Origin of the sequence: uncultured Microbacterium sp., assembly GCF_963524805.1 — a bacterium.
In the GTDB taxonomy this organism is placed as follows: domain Bacteria; phylum Actinomycetota; class Actinomycetes; order Actinomycetales; family Microbacteriaceae; genus Microbacterium.
In genome coordinates this window covers 578,181-592,876 of record NZ_CAURGG010000001.1, presented here as the reverse complement: position 1 = coordinate 592,876, position 14,696 = coordinate 578,181, and the positions used below count along the sequence as shown (strand labels likewise).

13 protein-coding genes are annotated in these 14,696 nt (G+C 68.2%); 10 read left to right on the top strand and 3 right to left on the bottom strand.

The window, feature by feature from the left end:
* The first annotated feature begins 49 nt into the window (after positions 1-49).
* The 10 genes from uvrA (at position 50) to RWQ91_RS02835 (ending at position 11,391) form a co-directional block, all read left to right on the top strand.
* Positions 50-2,947 carry an excinuclease ABC subunit UvrA gene (gene uvrA, locus RWQ91_RS02880; RefSeq protein WP_314502513.1) on the top strand — a complete coding sequence of 966 codons (2,898 nt, stop codon included), beginning with the start codon at positions 50-52 and terminating at the stop codon, positions 2,945-2,947.
* Positions 2,948-2,956: 9 nt separating this feature from the next.
* The gene (gene uvrC / locus RWQ91_RS02875; RefSeq protein WP_399545738.1) at positions 2,957-4,867 is read left to right on the top strand and encodes an excinuclease ABC subunit UvrC; all 1,911 of its coding nucleotides are present in this window, start codon (positions 2,957-2,959) and stop codon (positions 4,865-4,867) included.
* 24 nt (positions 4,868-4,891) lie between these two features.
* Positions 4,892-5,800 (top strand): RNase adapter RapZ, encoded by a 909-nt coding sequence (gene rapZ, locus RWQ91_RS02870; protein ID WP_314502512.1) that lies wholly within the window; start codon positions 4,892-4,894, stop codon positions 5,798-5,800.
* A gap of 68 nt (positions 5,801-5,868) precedes the next feature.
* A complete protein-coding gene (gene whiA / locus RWQ91_RS02865) occupies positions 5,869-6,846 on the top strand; it encodes a DNA-binding protein WhiA (RefSeq protein WP_314502511.1) in 978 nt (325 codons plus the stop codon).
* 133 nt (positions 6,847-6,979) lie between these two features.
* Positions 6,980-7,606 (top strand): superoxide dismutase, encoded by a 627-nt coding sequence (locus RWQ91_RS02860; protein WP_314502510.1) that lies wholly within the window; start codon positions 6,980-6,982, stop codon positions 7,604-7,606.
* Positions 7,607-7,711: 105 nt separating this feature from the next.
* Positions 7,712-8,722 carry a type I glyceraldehyde-3-phosphate dehydrogenase gene (gap, locus tag RWQ91_RS02855; RefSeq protein ID WP_314502509.1) on the top strand — a complete coding sequence of 337 codons (1,011 nt, stop codon included), beginning with the start codon at positions 7,712-7,714 and terminating at the stop codon, positions 8,720-8,722.
* A 9-nt stretch (positions 8,723-8,731) separates the two neighbouring features.
* Entirely contained in the window at positions 8,732-9,946 is a 1,215-nt protein-coding gene (locus RWQ91_RS02850) for a phosphoglycerate kinase (protein WP_314502508.1), read from the top strand.
* The gene (tpiA, locus tag RWQ91_RS02845) at positions 9,937-10,728 is read left to right on the top strand and encodes a triose-phosphate isomerase (protein ID WP_314502507.1); all 792 of its coding nucleotides are present in this window, start codon (positions 9,937-9,939) and stop codon (positions 10,726-10,728) included. Before RWQ91_RS02850 ends, tpiA begins: the two co-directional genes overlap by 10 nt.
* A 58-nt stretch (positions 10,729-10,786) precedes the next feature.
* The gene (gene secG, locus RWQ91_RS02840; RefSeq protein ID WP_292824341.1) at positions 10,787-11,035 is read left to right on the top strand and encodes a preprotein translocase subunit SecG; all 249 of its coding nucleotides are present in this window, start codon (positions 10,787-10,789) and stop codon (positions 11,033-11,035) included.
* Positions 11,035-11,391, top strand: a complete 357-nt coding sequence (locus tag RWQ91_RS02835; RefSeq protein ID WP_314502506.1) for an RNA polymerase-binding protein RbpA — start codon at positions 11,035-11,037, stop codon at positions 11,389-11,391. Before secG ends, RWQ91_RS02835 begins: the two co-directional genes overlap by 1 nt.
* Before the next feature lie 31 nt (positions 11,392-11,422).
* Here RWQ91_RS02835 and pgl read toward each other — a convergent pair whose 3' ends face one another.
* The 3 genes from pgl to zwf are packed head-to-tail and all read right to left on the bottom strand — an operon-like array spanning position 11,423 to position 14,695.
* Positions 11,423-12,205: a 6-phosphogluconolactonase gene (pgl, locus tag RWQ91_RS02830; RefSeq protein WP_314502505.1), complete on the bottom strand. Its 783-nt coding sequence runs from the start codon at positions 12,203-12,205 to the stop codon at positions 11,423-11,425.
* On the bottom strand, positions 12,198-13,148 hold the full coding sequence (locus tag RWQ91_RS02825; protein ID WP_314502504.1) for a glucose-6-phosphate dehydrogenase assembly protein OpcA: 951 nt from the start codon (positions 13,146-13,148) through the stop codon (positions 12,198-12,200). The genes pgl and RWQ91_RS02825 overlap by 8 nt, the downstream gene beginning before the upstream one ends.
* On the bottom strand, positions 13,145-14,695 hold the full coding sequence (gene zwf / locus RWQ91_RS02820) for a glucose-6-phosphate dehydrogenase (RefSeq protein ID WP_314502503.1): 1,551 nt from the start codon (positions 14,693-14,695) through the stop codon (positions 13,145-13,147). Before zwf ends, RWQ91_RS02825 begins: the two co-directional genes overlap by 4 nt.
* Position 14,696 lies beyond the last annotated feature (1 nt).

Genomic DNA, 14,696 nt, shown 5'->3' with positions numbered 1-14,696 from the left:
CCGGGCGAACCCCGCGACTCGTGTCTGAGGGCGCGCCTACAATCGAGTAGTGCCTATCGTCCCTGTCGCCCTGCCCGGAAACAACAGCGGAAAACTCAGTGTTCGGGGTGCGCGGGTCCACAATCTGAAGAACGTCGACCTCGACATTCCGCGCGATTCCCTCGTCGTCTTCACCGGTCTGAGCGGCTCGGGAAAGTCCAGCCTCGCGTTCGACACGATCTTCGCCGAGGGTCAGCGGCGATACGTCGAATCGCTCAGCGCCTATGCGCGCCAGTTCCTCGGCCAGGTCGACCGGCCCGATGTCGACTTCATCGAGGGTCTGAGTCCGGCCGTCAGCATCGACCAGAAATCGACGAACCGCAACCCGCGCTCGACGGTCGGCACGATCACCGAGATCCACGACTACATGCGCCTGCTCTGGGCGCGGATCGGTGTGCCGCACTGCCCCGTATGCGGTGAGGTCATCCAGCGTCAGACCGTCCAGCAGATCGCCGATCAGCTCATGGAACTGCCCGAGAAGACGCGGTACCAGATCGTCGCCCCGGTCGTGTCGCAGAAGAAGGGCGAGTTCGTCGACCTCTTCAAGGAGCTGTCGGCCAAGGGCTACGCCCGCGCCGTCGTCGACGGCGAGCTGATCCAGCTCGCCGAACCGCCCGTGCTGAAGAAGAGCTACAAGCACGACATCGCCGTGGTCGTCGACCGTCTCGTCGCCAGCGACGAGATCCTCAGCCGAGTGACCGACTCGGTCGAGACGGCCATCGGTCTCGCAGGCGGCATCGTCCAGGTGAATTTCGTCGACGAGGAGGGGGATGCCGCGTGGCAGTCCTTCTCCGAGAAGCTGGCGTGCCCGAACGGCCACCCGCTGCAGCTGACCGAGATCGAGCCACGGACGTTCTCGTTCAACGCGCCCTTCGGGGCGTGCCCCACGTGCTCCGGCCTGGGCACCCGCATGTCGGTCGACGTGGACCTGATGCTCGGCGACGAGGACGCATCGATCCGCGAGGGCGTGCTCATCCCGTGGACGACGCAGGGCAAGGGACTCTTCCAGTACTACGAGCGACTGCTCGAGGGCCTCGCGGCCGATCTGAACTTCTCGCTCGACACCCCGTGGCGCGACCTGCGGGTCGACGTGCAGGATGCCGTGCTGCGCGGCGAGAACTACAAGGTCACGGTCAAGTGGAAGAACCGCTACGGACGCGAGATGCGGTACTCGTCCGGGTTCGAGGGTGTGGTGCCCTACATCGAGCGCCAGTACATCCAGGCCGATTCGGATTCGCAGCGGCAGCGCTGGTCGGAGTACCTGCGGGAGGTCCCGTGCCTGGCCTGCAACGGCGACCGCCTCAAGCCCGAAGTCCTCGCGGTGCTCGTGCACGGGCACTCGATCGCCGACGCATCGCGCCTCAGCCTCGCCGACGCGCAGGAGTACTTCGCTCAGCTGCAGCTGACCGACCGCGAGGCGAAGATCGCCGCACAGGTGCTGCGGGAGATTCGGGCGCGTCTGAACTTCCTGCTTCAGGTCGGGCTGAACTATCTGAGTCTCAGCCGCTCGGCCGGCTCGCTGTCCGGCGGTGAGGCCCAGCGCATCCGCCTGGCGACCCAGATCGGCTCAGGCCTGACCGGCGTGCTGTACGTGCTCGACGAGCCGTCGATCGGACTGCACCAGCGCGACAACCGGCGCCTGATCGAGACGCTGCTCACCCTGCGCGACCTCGGTAACACGCTCATCGTCGTCGAACACGACGAGGAGACGATCCACGCGGCCGACTGGGTCGTGGACATCGGACCTCGTGCCGGCGTCGACGGCGGCCACGTCGTCCACTCCGGCCCCCTGTCGGAGCTGCTCACCGACACGCGATCGATCACGGGGGACTACCTCGCCGGCCGTCGCTCGATCCCGACCCCCACGAAGCGCCGCCGCATCGACAAGAAGCGGATGCTGACCGTCGTCGGGGCTCGGGAGAACAACCTGCGCAACGTCACCGTCGACTTCCCGCTCGGGGTGATGACGGCGGTGACCGGCGTCAGTGGCTCGGGCAAGTCGTCGCTCGTGAACGGCATCCTGTACGAAGTCCTCGCCACGCGCCTGAACGGAGCCCGCCGCATCGCCGGCAAGCACACGCGCGTCACCGGTCTGGACAACCTCGACAAGGTCGTGCACGTCGACCAGGCGCCGATCGGTCGGACGCCGCGGTCGAACCCGGCCACCTACACGGGCGTGTTCGACCGCGTCCGGACCCTGTTCAGCGAGACGCCCGAAGCGAAGGCGCGCGGCTACCAGCCCGGCAGGTTCAGCTTCAACGTCAAGGGCGGCCGCTGCGAGGCGTGCTCCGGAGACGGCACGATCAAGATCGAGATGAACTTCCTGCCGGACGTGTACGTCGACTGCGAGGTCTGCCACGGCAAGCGGTACAACCGCGACACCCTGTCGGTGCACTACAAGGGCAAGAACATCGCCGAGGTGCTCGAGATGCCCATCGCCGAGGCCGCGGAGTTCTTCGAGCCGATCCAGGCGATCCATCGCTACCTCAAGACCCTGGTCGACGTCGGACTCGGGTATGTCCGGCTCGGTCAGTCCGCGACGACCCTGAGCGGCGGCGAGGCACAGCGAGTGAAGCTCGCGACCGAGCTTCAGCGCCGGAGCAACGGCCGCAGCATCTACGTGCTCGACGAGCCCACGACCGGCCTGCACTTCGAGGACGTCGCCCGCTTGCTCGAGGTGTTGAACAGCCTCGTCGAGAAGGGCAACACCGTCATCGTCATCGAGCACAACCTCGACGTGATCAAATCCTCGGACTGGATCATCGACCTCGGCCCCGAGGGCGGATCCGGCGGTGGCGAGATCGTCGCCACCGGAACCCCGGAGCAGGTCGCACGGGTCGAAGGCAGCTTCACCGGTGCGTTCCTCGCGGAGGTGCTCGGCGTCGCCGCGGTGCGCAAGGCCGGCTGAGCGCCGGTGGTGAAGATCAGCTCACGCCCGACCGTCGCCTACAAGCCGCGGCCGGGGGAGATCCCCACCAACCCGGGCGTCTATCGCTTCCGGGATGCTGCGGGGCGCGTGCTGTACGTCGGCAAGGCGAAGAACCTGCGGGCCCGACTGTCGAACTACTTCGCGCCGCTGCACACCCTCCACGAGCGCACCCGCCGCATGGTGACCAGCGCCGCATCCGTCGAGTGGACCGTCGTCAGCAGCGACGTCGACTCGCTGCAGCTGGAGTACATGTGGATCAAGGAGTTCGATCCGCCGTTCAACGTCCGCTATAAGGACGACAAGTCGTACCCGTTCATGGCGATCACGCTGGCCGACGAGGCGCCGCGCGTCATCGTCACCCGCAACCGGCGCATCCCGGGAGCGAAGTACTTCGGTCCGTACCCCAAGGTGTGGGCCGTGCACGACACGATCGACCTGATGATCAAGGTCTTCCCGATCCGCACCTGCAGTGACGCGTCGTACAAGAAGGCGATGGCCAGCGGCCGCCCCTGCTTCCCGGGTCAGATCGGTCGCTGCGGCGGCCCCTGCTCCATGCGGGTCTCGATCGAGGAGCACCGTGCGATCGTGGATGACTTCGTCGCGTTCATGTCCGGCGGAGACCAGCGCTTTGCCAAGGAGCTGAACGCGCGGATGCGCGAGGCGTCCGCCGCCATGGACTACGAGGCGGCAGCGGTCTACCGCGACCGGCTGCAGGCGATCGATGCCGTGCTGAACCGCAGCGCGCTCGTCCTGGCGGAGGACACGGATGCCGACCTGTTCGGCATCGCCGAAGACGAGCTCAGCGCTGCGGTGCAGCAGTTCGTGATCCGGGGCGGCCGCGTGCGCGGCGTCCGGGCGACCACGATCGAGAAGGAGCTCGACATCACCGGCGGCGACCTGGTCGACCAGGTTCTGCAGCGGGCCTACGGTGATGCCCCACCCGCCGACATCCCGCGGCAGGTGCTCGTTCCGGCAATGCCGGAGGATGGGGCCGACCTGGAGGAGTGGCTGCGCGAGAGGCGCGGCAAGCTCGTCTCGATCCAGGTCGCCCAGCGCGGCCGGAAGGCCGAGCTGCTCAAGACGGCGACGCTGAATGCGCAGCAGGCGCTCATGATCCACAAGACCCGGCGCACCAGCGACTACGTCGCTCGCACCCAGGCCCTCACCGATCTGCAGGAGGCGCTGGGGCTCGCCGAGGCGCCCCTGCGGATCGAATGCTTCGATGTGTCGCACCTCAGTGGCACGAACGTCGTGGCATCCATGGTGGTCTTCGAGGACGGCCTGCCGCGCAAGGACCAGTACCGCAGCTTCGGCGTGCCCGAGACCACCGATGACACCGACTCGCTGTACCAGGTGCTGACACGGCGCTTGGCGTACCTCGACCGACCCGAGGAGCAGGACGAGCCGGAGCCCGAGCCCACCGAGGACGGCACCGTCACGACGACCCGCAAACGCCCGCGCTTCGCGTATCCGCCGCAGCTGCTCGTCGTGGACGGCGGCAAGCCGCAGGTCGAGGCGGCGGCGCGCGCACTGGCGGACGCCGGTCACGAGGAGGTCGCCCTGTGCGGCATCGCGAAGCGCCTCGAGGAGGTGTGGATGCCGGGGGAGGAGTACCCGGTGATCCTTCCGCGGACGAGCGAGGCGCTCTATCTGCTGCAACGCCTTCGCGATGAGGCCCACCGCTTTGCGATCACGCACCAGCGTCGCCGGCGGCGGCGCGACATCCAGAGCGTCCTCGCGGAGATCCCCGGGCTGGGTGAGGCGCGCATCCGCGCGCTGCTCCGTCACTTCGGCTCCGTCGCTGCGCTGAAGCGGGCGACTCCCGAGGAGATCACGGAGCTGCCCGGCGTGGGGCCGAAGCTCGCCGCGGCGATTCATGCGCACCTCACCAGTGGGTAGGCTGAAACCGACACGGGGGTGGCGATGACGAACGTCGACGAGAGCGCCGCAGCGAGTGCCACGGTGAGCGCCGAATCCGGTGAGGTGCTCATCGTCACGGGCATGTCCGGTGCGGGCCGATCGACGGCCGCCGATGCCCTGGAGGATCTCGGCTGGTACGTCGTCGACAACCTGCCGCCGCAGATGCTGCGACCGCTGCTGGACCTCACTGCCCTCGCGGCCAGCGCCCTCCCGCGCGTCGCGGTGGTGGTGGACGTTCGCGGCCGCGACCTGTTCGCCGAGCTGCCCGAGGTCACGCGCGCACTCCGCCGGGGGCGTCCCTTGCGCGTCATGTTCCTGGACGCCTCGGACGAGGTCCTGGTACGCCGATTCGAGGCGGTGCGCCGTCCGCATCCGCTGCAGGGCGACGGTACGATCCTCGACGGCATCCTCCTCGAGCGACACGCGCTGCGAGCCGTGCGTGAGAGCGCCGACGTCCTGATCGACACGTCGTCCTTCAACATCCACCAGCTTGCGACGCGGGTGATCGAGATGTTTTCGGCCGAAGGGTCGGCTCGGCACACGGTGACGATCATGAGCTTCGGCTTCAAGTACGGCCTTCCGCCCGATGCGGATCTCGTCGCCGACATGCGATTCCTGCCGAACCCGTTCTGGAACGACGAACTGCGCGCCCTGACGGGCGAAGACCCCCGTGTGCGCGACTACGTCCTGAACCAGGAGGGCGCGCCCGAGTTCCTGGATTCCTACGCCGCCGCGCTCGAGCCGGTGCTCGCGGGCTACCAGCGAGAGAACAAGGGCCACTCGGTCGTCGCCGTCGGCTGCACCGGGGGAAAGCATCGATCGGTCGTGATGGCCCGGGAGCTCAGCGCGCGGCTGTCGAGCCTTCCGGGTGTCGCCGTGCGCGTCAAGCACCGCGATCTGGGTCGAGAGTGAGCGGGGCTCGCGAGTAGGCTGGACGCTCGTTCCACCCCTTGCTTCCACCCCCACAGACGAGGAGACCCGTGTCGCTGACCGCTGACGTGAAGGCTGAACTGACGGCCGTGCGCGATCCGAGCCCCACTGCTCGCGTCGCCGAGCTGACCTCTCTCCTTCGTTTCTCCGGTGGCCTCCACTCGATCGCCAATCGCGTCGCCGTCGAAGCGGAACTGGACTCAGACCTCCTCGCTCGCCGGGTGGCCCGCGACCTCATGGAGATCTACGGCGTGCGCCCTGAGCTGGTGCACGTGCAGGGATCGGGCGCCCGCAACGGCAGTCATTACGCCGTCCGCGTGATCGAGGGCGGGGAGACCCTCGCGCGTCAGACCGGCCTGCTGGACCAGCGGCGCCGGCCGGTGCGCGGTCTTCCGAACAAGCTCACCACCGGGTCGCGCGGTGACCTGGCGGCGATCTGGCGTGGCGCCTTCCTCGCTGCCGGAACGCTCAGCGAGCCGGGCCGCTCCGCCGCACTGGAGATCACCTGCCCCGCGCCGGAGGCGGCGATGGCACTCGTCGGCGCGGCGCACCGGCTCGGCATCCCCGCCAAGGCGCGCGAAGTGCGCGGCGTCCCGCGTGTCGTCGTCCGGGAGGGTGAGGCGATCCGCGTCGCGCTGGCGCAGATGGGCGCCGAGCGCGCGGCAGGCGACTGGGACCAGATGCGCCAGCGCCGCGAGGTGCGTGCCGGAGTGAACCGGCTCGTGAACTTCGACGACGCGAATCTGCGCCGCTCGGCCCAGGCCGCGGTCGCCGCATGCGCTCGCGTCGAGCGCGCCCTCGAGATCCTCGGCCCGGAGGTCCCCGAGCACCTCCGCGAAGCCGGCGAGCTGCGCTTGGCGCACCGGGATGCGAGCCTCGACGAACTCGGCCACCACGCCGACCCGCCCCTGACGAAAGACGCCGTGGCCGGCCGCATCCGCCGCCTGCTCGCGATGGCCGACAAGAAGGCCGAGACCGACGGCATCCCCGACACGGAAGCGGCTGTGCCGGTCGGTGTCGAGGACTGAGCGCACCCGGCGCTACGGCACGTCATCGCGGGAAGCAACCCCAGGCGCTGCGCGTTGCCGATTACTAGGATGAGACACGTCATTCTCGCTGCGCCGAGGAGTATCGGCTCAGCGCCGACAGGAAGAAGAGAACATGGCGAAGTACACGTTGCCCGACCTCCCCTACGACTTCGCGGCTCTGGAGCCGCACATCAGCGGCAAGATCATGCAGCTGCACCACGACAAGCACCATCAGGCCTACGTCACCGGTGCGAACACGGCACTGGAGCAGCTCGCCGAGGCGCGTGAGAGCGGCAACCTCGCGAACGTGAACAAGCTCGAGAAGGACCTCGCGTTCAACCTCGGCGGCCACGTCAACCACTCGATCTTCTGGACGAACCTCTCTCCCGAGGGAGGCGGCGAGCCCGAGGGCGAGCTGAAGGCGGCCATCGACGAGTTCTTCGGCGACTTCGCCAAGTTCAAGGCTCACTTCACCGCGGCCGCGACGGGCATCCAGGGATCGGGCTGGGCGGTGCTCAGCTGGGACCCGATCGGGCAGCAGCTGATCATCCAGCAGCTGTTCGACCAGCAGAGCAACACCGCTCAGGGCACCGTGCCGGTGTTCCAGCTGGACATGTGGGAGCACGCCTTCTACCTCGACTATCTCAACGTCAAGGCCGACTACGTCACCGCCGTCTGGAACATCGCCAACTGGCAGAACGTCGCCCAGCGGCTCCAGGTGGCCCGCGAGAAGACTTCGGGCCTGCTGGTACTGTCATAGCGAGTGTGGCGTCCCGGCGGGACAGCCCCGCCGGGACGCCGTTGTCCATCGTCTGCAACCGCAATTAGCGCGCTCGCGCGCACGACACATCTCAGGAGAACTTCGGTGGCTGTCAAGATCGGAATCAACGGCTTCGGCCGCATCGGACGCAACTTCCTTCGCGCGGCTCTCGCGCAGGGTGCGGACATCGACATCGTGGCGGTGAACGACCTCACCGACAACAAGACCCTCGCGCACCTGCTCAAGTACGACTCCGTGGGCGGCGTGCTCACCGAGGACGTCTCGTACGACGAGGACTCGATCACCGTGGGCGGCAAGAAGATCAAGGTCTTCGAAGAGCGCGACCCCGCGAACCTCCCCTGGGGCGAGCTCGGCGTCGACATCGTGATCGAATCCACCGGCCGCTTCACCAAGGCCGAGGACGCGAAGAAGCACGTCGCCGGCGGCGCGAAGAAGGTCCTGATCTCCGCACCCGCCACCGGCGATGACGTCACGATCGTCATGGGCGTGAACGAGGGCGACTACAACCCCGAGACCGACGTCATCATCTCGAACGCGTCGTGCACCACGAACTGCCTCGCCCCGCTCGCCAAGGTCTTCAACGACGCCTTCGGCATCGAGCGCGGCTTCATGATGACCGCGCACGCCTACACGGCTGACCAGAACCTGCAGGACGGCCCGCACAGCGACCTGCGTCGCGCGCGCGGCGCCGCCATCAACATCGTGCCCGCCTCGACCGGTGCCGCCAAGGCGATCGGCCACGTGCTGCCTGAGCTGAACGGCAAGCTGAGCGGCTCGTCCTACCGCGTGCCCGTGCCCACCGGCTCCATCGTCGACCTGACGATCGTCACGCCGACCGAGGGACTGACCGCCGACCAGGTCAACGCCGTCTACAAGACCGCGGCCGCCGAAGGCGCGCTCGCCGGGTACCTCGAGTACACCGAGGACCCGATCGTCTCGAGCGACATCCAGGGCAACCCCCACTCGTCGATCTTCGACTCGGAGCTGACCAACGTCAGCGGCAATCTGGTCAAGGTCTCCGCGTGGTATGACAACGAGTGGGGCTACTCGAACCGCCTCGTCGACCTGACCGAGTACGTCGGCGAACGCCTGTAGGCGCTCACCATGCCACTGCGCACCCTCGACTCGCTGGGTTCGCTCGCCGGCAAGCGGGTCATCGTCCGCTGTGATCTCAACGTCCCCCTCAAGGACGGCGTCATCACGGACGATGGCCGCGTGCGAGCGTCGCTTCCCACCCTCAACGCCCTCATCCACCAGGGTGCCCGCGTCGTGGTCTGCTCGCACCTGGGCCGCCCCGACGGCGCCCCGGATGCGAAGTACAGCCTGAGCCCGGTCGCCCAGCGCCTCTCCGAGCTGCTCGGCACGCCGGTCGCCTTCGCGCTGGACACCGTGGGGGAGTCCGCGCACGATGCGGTCGCCGCCCTCGAGGACGGGGACGTCGCCGTCATCGAGAACCTGCGGTTCAATCCCGGAGAGACCTCGAAGGACGATGCGGAGCGCGGCGCCTTCGCCCAGGAGCTCGCCGAGCTGGGCGACGTCCTGGTCTCGGACGGCTTCGGCGTGGTGCATCGCGAGCAGGCGAGCGTGTACGACCTGGCGGAGATCCTCCCGTCGGCGGCAGGTCTGCTGATCGCCGCCGAGCTCGACGTGCTCGACCGCCTGACGGAGAATCCCGAGCGACCGTACACGGTCGTCCTGGGCGGCTCGAAGGTCAGCGACAAGCTCGGAGTGATCTCGCATCTGCTGCCGCGCGTGGACCGGCTCCTCGTCGGCGGCGGGATGCTGTTCACCTTCCTCGCCGCGCAGGGTCACAAAGTCGGCGCGAGCCTGCTCGAGGCCGACCAGCTCGACACGGTCCGCCGGTACATGGCGACGGCCGAGGAATCGGGCGTCGAGATCGTGCTTCCCACCGATGTCGTCGTGGCCTCGAAGTTCGGCGCGGACGCAGAGCACGTCGTGACTGCCGCCGATGCGATCGAGGAGACCCCGTTCGGCGCCTCCGGCCTCGGGCTGGACATCGGACCCGACACCGCGACGCGCTTCGCCGAGGTCATCCGCGACAGTCGCACCGTGTTCTGGAACGGCCCGATGGGAGTCTTCGAGCTCGCGCCGTTCGCCGCAGGCACGAAGGCGGTCGCTCAGGCGCTCACCGAGGTCGGCGGACTGAGCGTCGTCGGCGGCGGGGACTCGGCAGCGGCCGTCCGCCAGCTCGGTTTCCGCGACGACCAGTTCGGACACATCTCGACGGGCGGCGGAGCGAGCCTGGAATTCCTCGAGGGCAAGAAGCTCCCCGGACTGGAGGTCCTCGGATGGCAGTAAAAGGTCGTATCCCGTTCATCGCCGGCAACTGGAAGATGAACCTCGACCACCAGCAGGCGATCGCATTCGTTCAGAAGCTGCACTGGGCGCTCAAAGAGGCCAAGCACCTGGATGACAGCGTGGAGGTGGGGCTCTTCCCGCCGTTCACCGACCTGCGGACCGTGCAGACGCTGCTGGACGCCGACAAGATCCCCTTCGCGCTGGGAGCGCAGGATCTGTCGACCAAGGACTCCGGCGCCTATACGGGCGAAGTCTCGGGTGCGTTCCTCAAGAAGCTCAACTGCGCGTACGTGATCATCGGGCACTCCGAGCGGAGGCAGTACCACGCCGAAACCGACGAGGTGGTCGCGGCGAAGGTCCAGGCAGCGCTCCGCCACGGCCTCGTCCCCGTCATCTGCGTGGGGGAGACGCTGGAGCAGCGTGAAGCGTCCGGACCCACTGCCATCTCTGTCGGGCAGTTGGAAGTCGCGCTCGAGGGAGTGCCCGCGAGCGCCGAGATCGTCGTGGCGTACGAGCCCGTGTGGGCGATCGGCACCGGTCAGGTGGCGTCACCCGAGCAGGCGCAGGAGGTCTGCGCTGCACTGCGCGCTGTCATCGCGTCCACGTCGGGGCAGGATGCCGCCGAGAGAACCCGCGTGCTGTACGGCGGCTCGGTGAAGTCGGGCAACATCGCCAGCTTCATGCGCGAGCCCGACGTCGACGGAGCGCTCGTCGGCGGTGCCAGCCTCGTGGTTGACGAATTCGCGGCGATCATCAGATTCCAGAAACACGTCGGCGTCTGACCCCGCTTATACTGGGAGATCGTGCGCCCGGTCCGGGCGCGGTGAAAGGCTTAGATCTGTGCAGATCCTCGAGTTCGTCCTGCAGGTGCTCCTCGGCATCACCAGCCTGCTGCTGACCCTTCTCATCCTGCTCCACAAGGGGCGCGGTGGCGGCCTGTCCGACATGTTCGGCGGCGGCATGACCTCTGCGCTGGGCTCCTCCGGGCTGGCGGAGCGCAACCTCAACCGGTTCACCGTCATCCTGGCGCTGGCGTGGTTCGTTTCGATCGTCGCCCTCGGCCTGATCACGAAGTTCCAGGCCGTCTGATGGCGACCGGCGGAAATGCGATCCGGGGCACGCGCGTCGGTGCGGGCCCCATGGGCGAGCAGGACCACGGCTTCCACGCCGAGCGCATCGCGATCTCGTACTGGGACGCACTGGGCAACGAGACCGTGCGGTACTTCGCGGCCGGCATCCCCGAAGAGGAGATCCCCGACACGATCGACTCCCCGCACTCCGGTCTCCCGGCCGGGCGCGACAAGGAGAACCCGCCCGCGTTGGCCAAGACGGAGCCCTACAAGACGCACCTCGCGTACGTGAAGGAACGGCGCACCGAAGAGGAAGCCGAACAGCTCCTCGACGACGCTCTCAAGCAGCTGCGGGAGCGCCGCGGCCTCGAGTGAGCGCGTCGGTCAGGAGTGCTGAGGCGAAGACTCAATACTCCCGGTCGATGAGTTCCGGCGGTACCTGCGAGGCGGCGGCCTCGTCGACGAAGAAGATCGTCCGCCGGCGGCCTTTGGCGCCCGCGACCGGCACGCTCGCATAGCTGGCGCCGGCTAGAGCCAGTCCCAGCGCTCCAGCCTTGTCGGCACCGGAGAGCACGAGCCACACTCGGCGTGATCCGTTGATGACCGGGCGCGTCAGCGAGATCCGCTCGGGCGGCGGCTTGGGGGAGTCGCGGACGGCGACGGCGACCCGATCGGTGATCAGGATCTCGGGCCGATCCGGGAAGAGCGACGCGATGTGGCCATCGGGACCGACCCCGAGGAAGCAGATGTCGAAGGACGGCCACGGAGTGCCGTCCTCCTGCGGGAAGTGCGCCAATTCCGCGGCGTAGCGCTCGGCGGCGGCATCCAGATCGTGGCCGTCGTCGGTCGCGGACATCGCGTGGATGTTCTCCGCGGGGATGTCGATCGCGTCCAGCAGCGCCTCGCGCGCCTGCTTCTCATTGCGGTCCGCGTCCTCGCGCGAGACGAAGCGCTCATCGCTCCACCACACGTGCACGCGGGACCAGTCGACCCGGCCCAGGCGGGGGTGCCGCGCGGCGGCGGCGAGGACCGCGGAGCCCATCGAACCGCCCGTGAGCGAGATGTGCACGAGGCTCCCGTCGGACCCGCACTTGGCGATCCGATTGAGCAGGCGTGCCGCGACGGATTCGGCGAGCGACGCCGGATCCGTGCTGATCACGACGCGCTTCTCGATGGTGGATTCAGCCATGCGTCTCCTGCGTCGCCGGTTCCAAGAGCTCCCAGCCCTCGGTGATCACTCGACCATACAGGACGTCCGGATCGAGGCGCCGAAGCTCCTCCGCGAGGCATTCGCGCAGGGTGCGCCGGGCGAGAACCAGGTCGTGCTGGGGCTGACCGGGCTGGGTCAGGCAGGCGATCGCGGGCGACGAGCGCTCCAGCAGGATGTCCCCGCTGTCGCGCTTCAGGCGCACGGACTTGATGCCGTCCGTCCACTCGTCCGACGGCAGGTAGCGCCAGTCGACCGGCACGTCGAGCATGAGCCGCAGCCACGCCGCGAGCAGGGCGGTCGAGGGCGAGGTGGCAGCGCCGCGCACTTCGACAGCGCTGACGGCGTCGAAGGGAGGCTGGTCCAAGACGGCGGCCAGCTGCTCACGCCAATGCGTCAGACGGGTCCAAGCCAGATCGGTGTCGCCCGGGGCGTGGTTCTCTCCCAGGGCGGCAACCCAGGCCGAGGGATCCGGCTTGGTCGCGGCATCCGTGATCCGGCGCTGAGCGATCCGGCCGATCGAGGTCGTCGACGGGGAGTCCGGCGTCTCGTTCGGCCACCAGACGACCACGGGGGCGTCGGGCAGCAGCAGCCCCGTCACGAGGCTCTCGAGGTTCGAGGTGGCAGCTTCGCCGAAGGCCCGCAGCGTCACGACCTCGCTCGCCCCGGCGTCACCGCCGACGCGGATCTGCGCATCGAGCCGGGAGTCGGCGTCGACGCCGTCGATCATCAGCACGATGACCCGCATCGGGTGTTCGCGGGAAGCGTCGTTGGCCGCTTCGATGACTTCTTCGAGCGCATCCTCGCGCGTGAGGATGATCAGGGTGAGCACGCGCCCGAGCGCGACAGCGCCGCCCTCCTCGCGCACGCTGACCAGCGAGCGGGAGATCTTGCTCACTGTCGTGTCGGGCAGATCGACGATCACGGTCGCCTCCAGGTGCGTCCATCGCGGGAGAGCATCTCATCCGCGGATGCCGGACCCCAGGAGCCCGGGTCGTACTGCTCGAGGGGACCGCCCTGGGAGGTCCAGAACTCCTCGATCGGGTCGAGGATCTTCCACGACAGCTCGACCTCTTCGTGCCGGGGGAAAAGCGGCGGGTCGCCGAGGAGGACGTCGAGGATGAGCCGCTCGTAGGCCTCCGGGCTCGCCTCGGTGAAGGCGTGCCCGTAGCCGAAGTCCATCGTCACATCCCGCACCTGGGCGCCGGCGCCGGGCACCTTGGAGCCGAACCTGATCGTCACGCCTTCGTCGGGCTGCACCCGGATCACGAGCGCGTTCTGTCCTTGACCGGAAGTCTGGCTGCGGGAGAACAGCTGCTCGGGGGCGGTCTTGAAGATCACGGCGATCTCGGTGACGCGGCGTCCGAGCCGCTTTCCGGTCCGCAGGTAGAACGGCACGCCCGCCCACCGGCGGGTGTTGATCTCCAGCGTGATGGCCGCGTAGGTCTCGGTCGTGGATTCCGGGTTCATCCCGTCCTCCTCGAGGAAGCCGAGCACCTTCTCGCCGCCCTGCCAGCCGCCGGCATACTGCCCGCGCGCGGTGGACCGGGCGAGATCCTTCGGCACACTGACGGCGGCGAGCACCTTCTCCTTCTCGGCGCGCAGGTTCTTCGCGTCGAACGAGATCGGCTCCTCCATCGCGGTGAGGGCGAGCAGCTGCAGGAGATGGTTCTGGATGACGTCGCGTGCGGCGCCGATGCCGTCGTAATAGCCGGCGCGGCCGCCCACCCCGATGTCCTCGGCCATCGTGATCTGGACGTGGTCGACGTAGTTGGCGTTCCAGATCGGCTCGTACAGCTCGTTCGCGAAACGCAGGGCCAGGATGTTCTGGACCGTCTCCTTGCCCAGATAGTGGTCGATGCGGAAGATCGAGTCGGTCGGGAACGCGGAGCGCAGGGCGTCGTTCAGCTCCCGGGCCGAGGCGAGGTCGTGTCCGAACGGCTTCTCGATCACGACACGACGCCAGCGCTCGACCGAGTCGGCGGTGTCATCGACGAGTCCGGAAGCCTTCAGCTGCTCCGCGACGATCGGGAAGTCCTTCGGCGGGATCGACAGGTAGAACGCGTGGTTTCCCATGGTGCCGCGCTCGACGTCGAGCTTGTCGACGGTCTCGCGCAAGCGGCGGAACGCGTCGGGATCGCCGAACTCGCCGGAGACGAACCGGATCCCCTGCAGCAGCTGCTCCCAGGTGTCCTCGCGGAACTCCGTGCGCGAGTGGTCTTTGACGGCGTCCTTCACGACCTGCGCGAAGTCCTGGTCCTCCCAGTCCCGACGCGCGAACCCCACGAGCGCGAACCCGGGCGGCAGCAGACCGCGATTGGCGAGGTCGTACACCGCGGGCATGAGCTTCTTGCGGGAGAGGTCGCCGGTGACGCCGAAGATCACGAGCGCACTCGGGCCGGCGATCCGGTTGAGGCGGTGGTCGTCGGCGTCGCGCAGGGGGTTGTGTCCGCGCGAGATCTGGACGGTCATC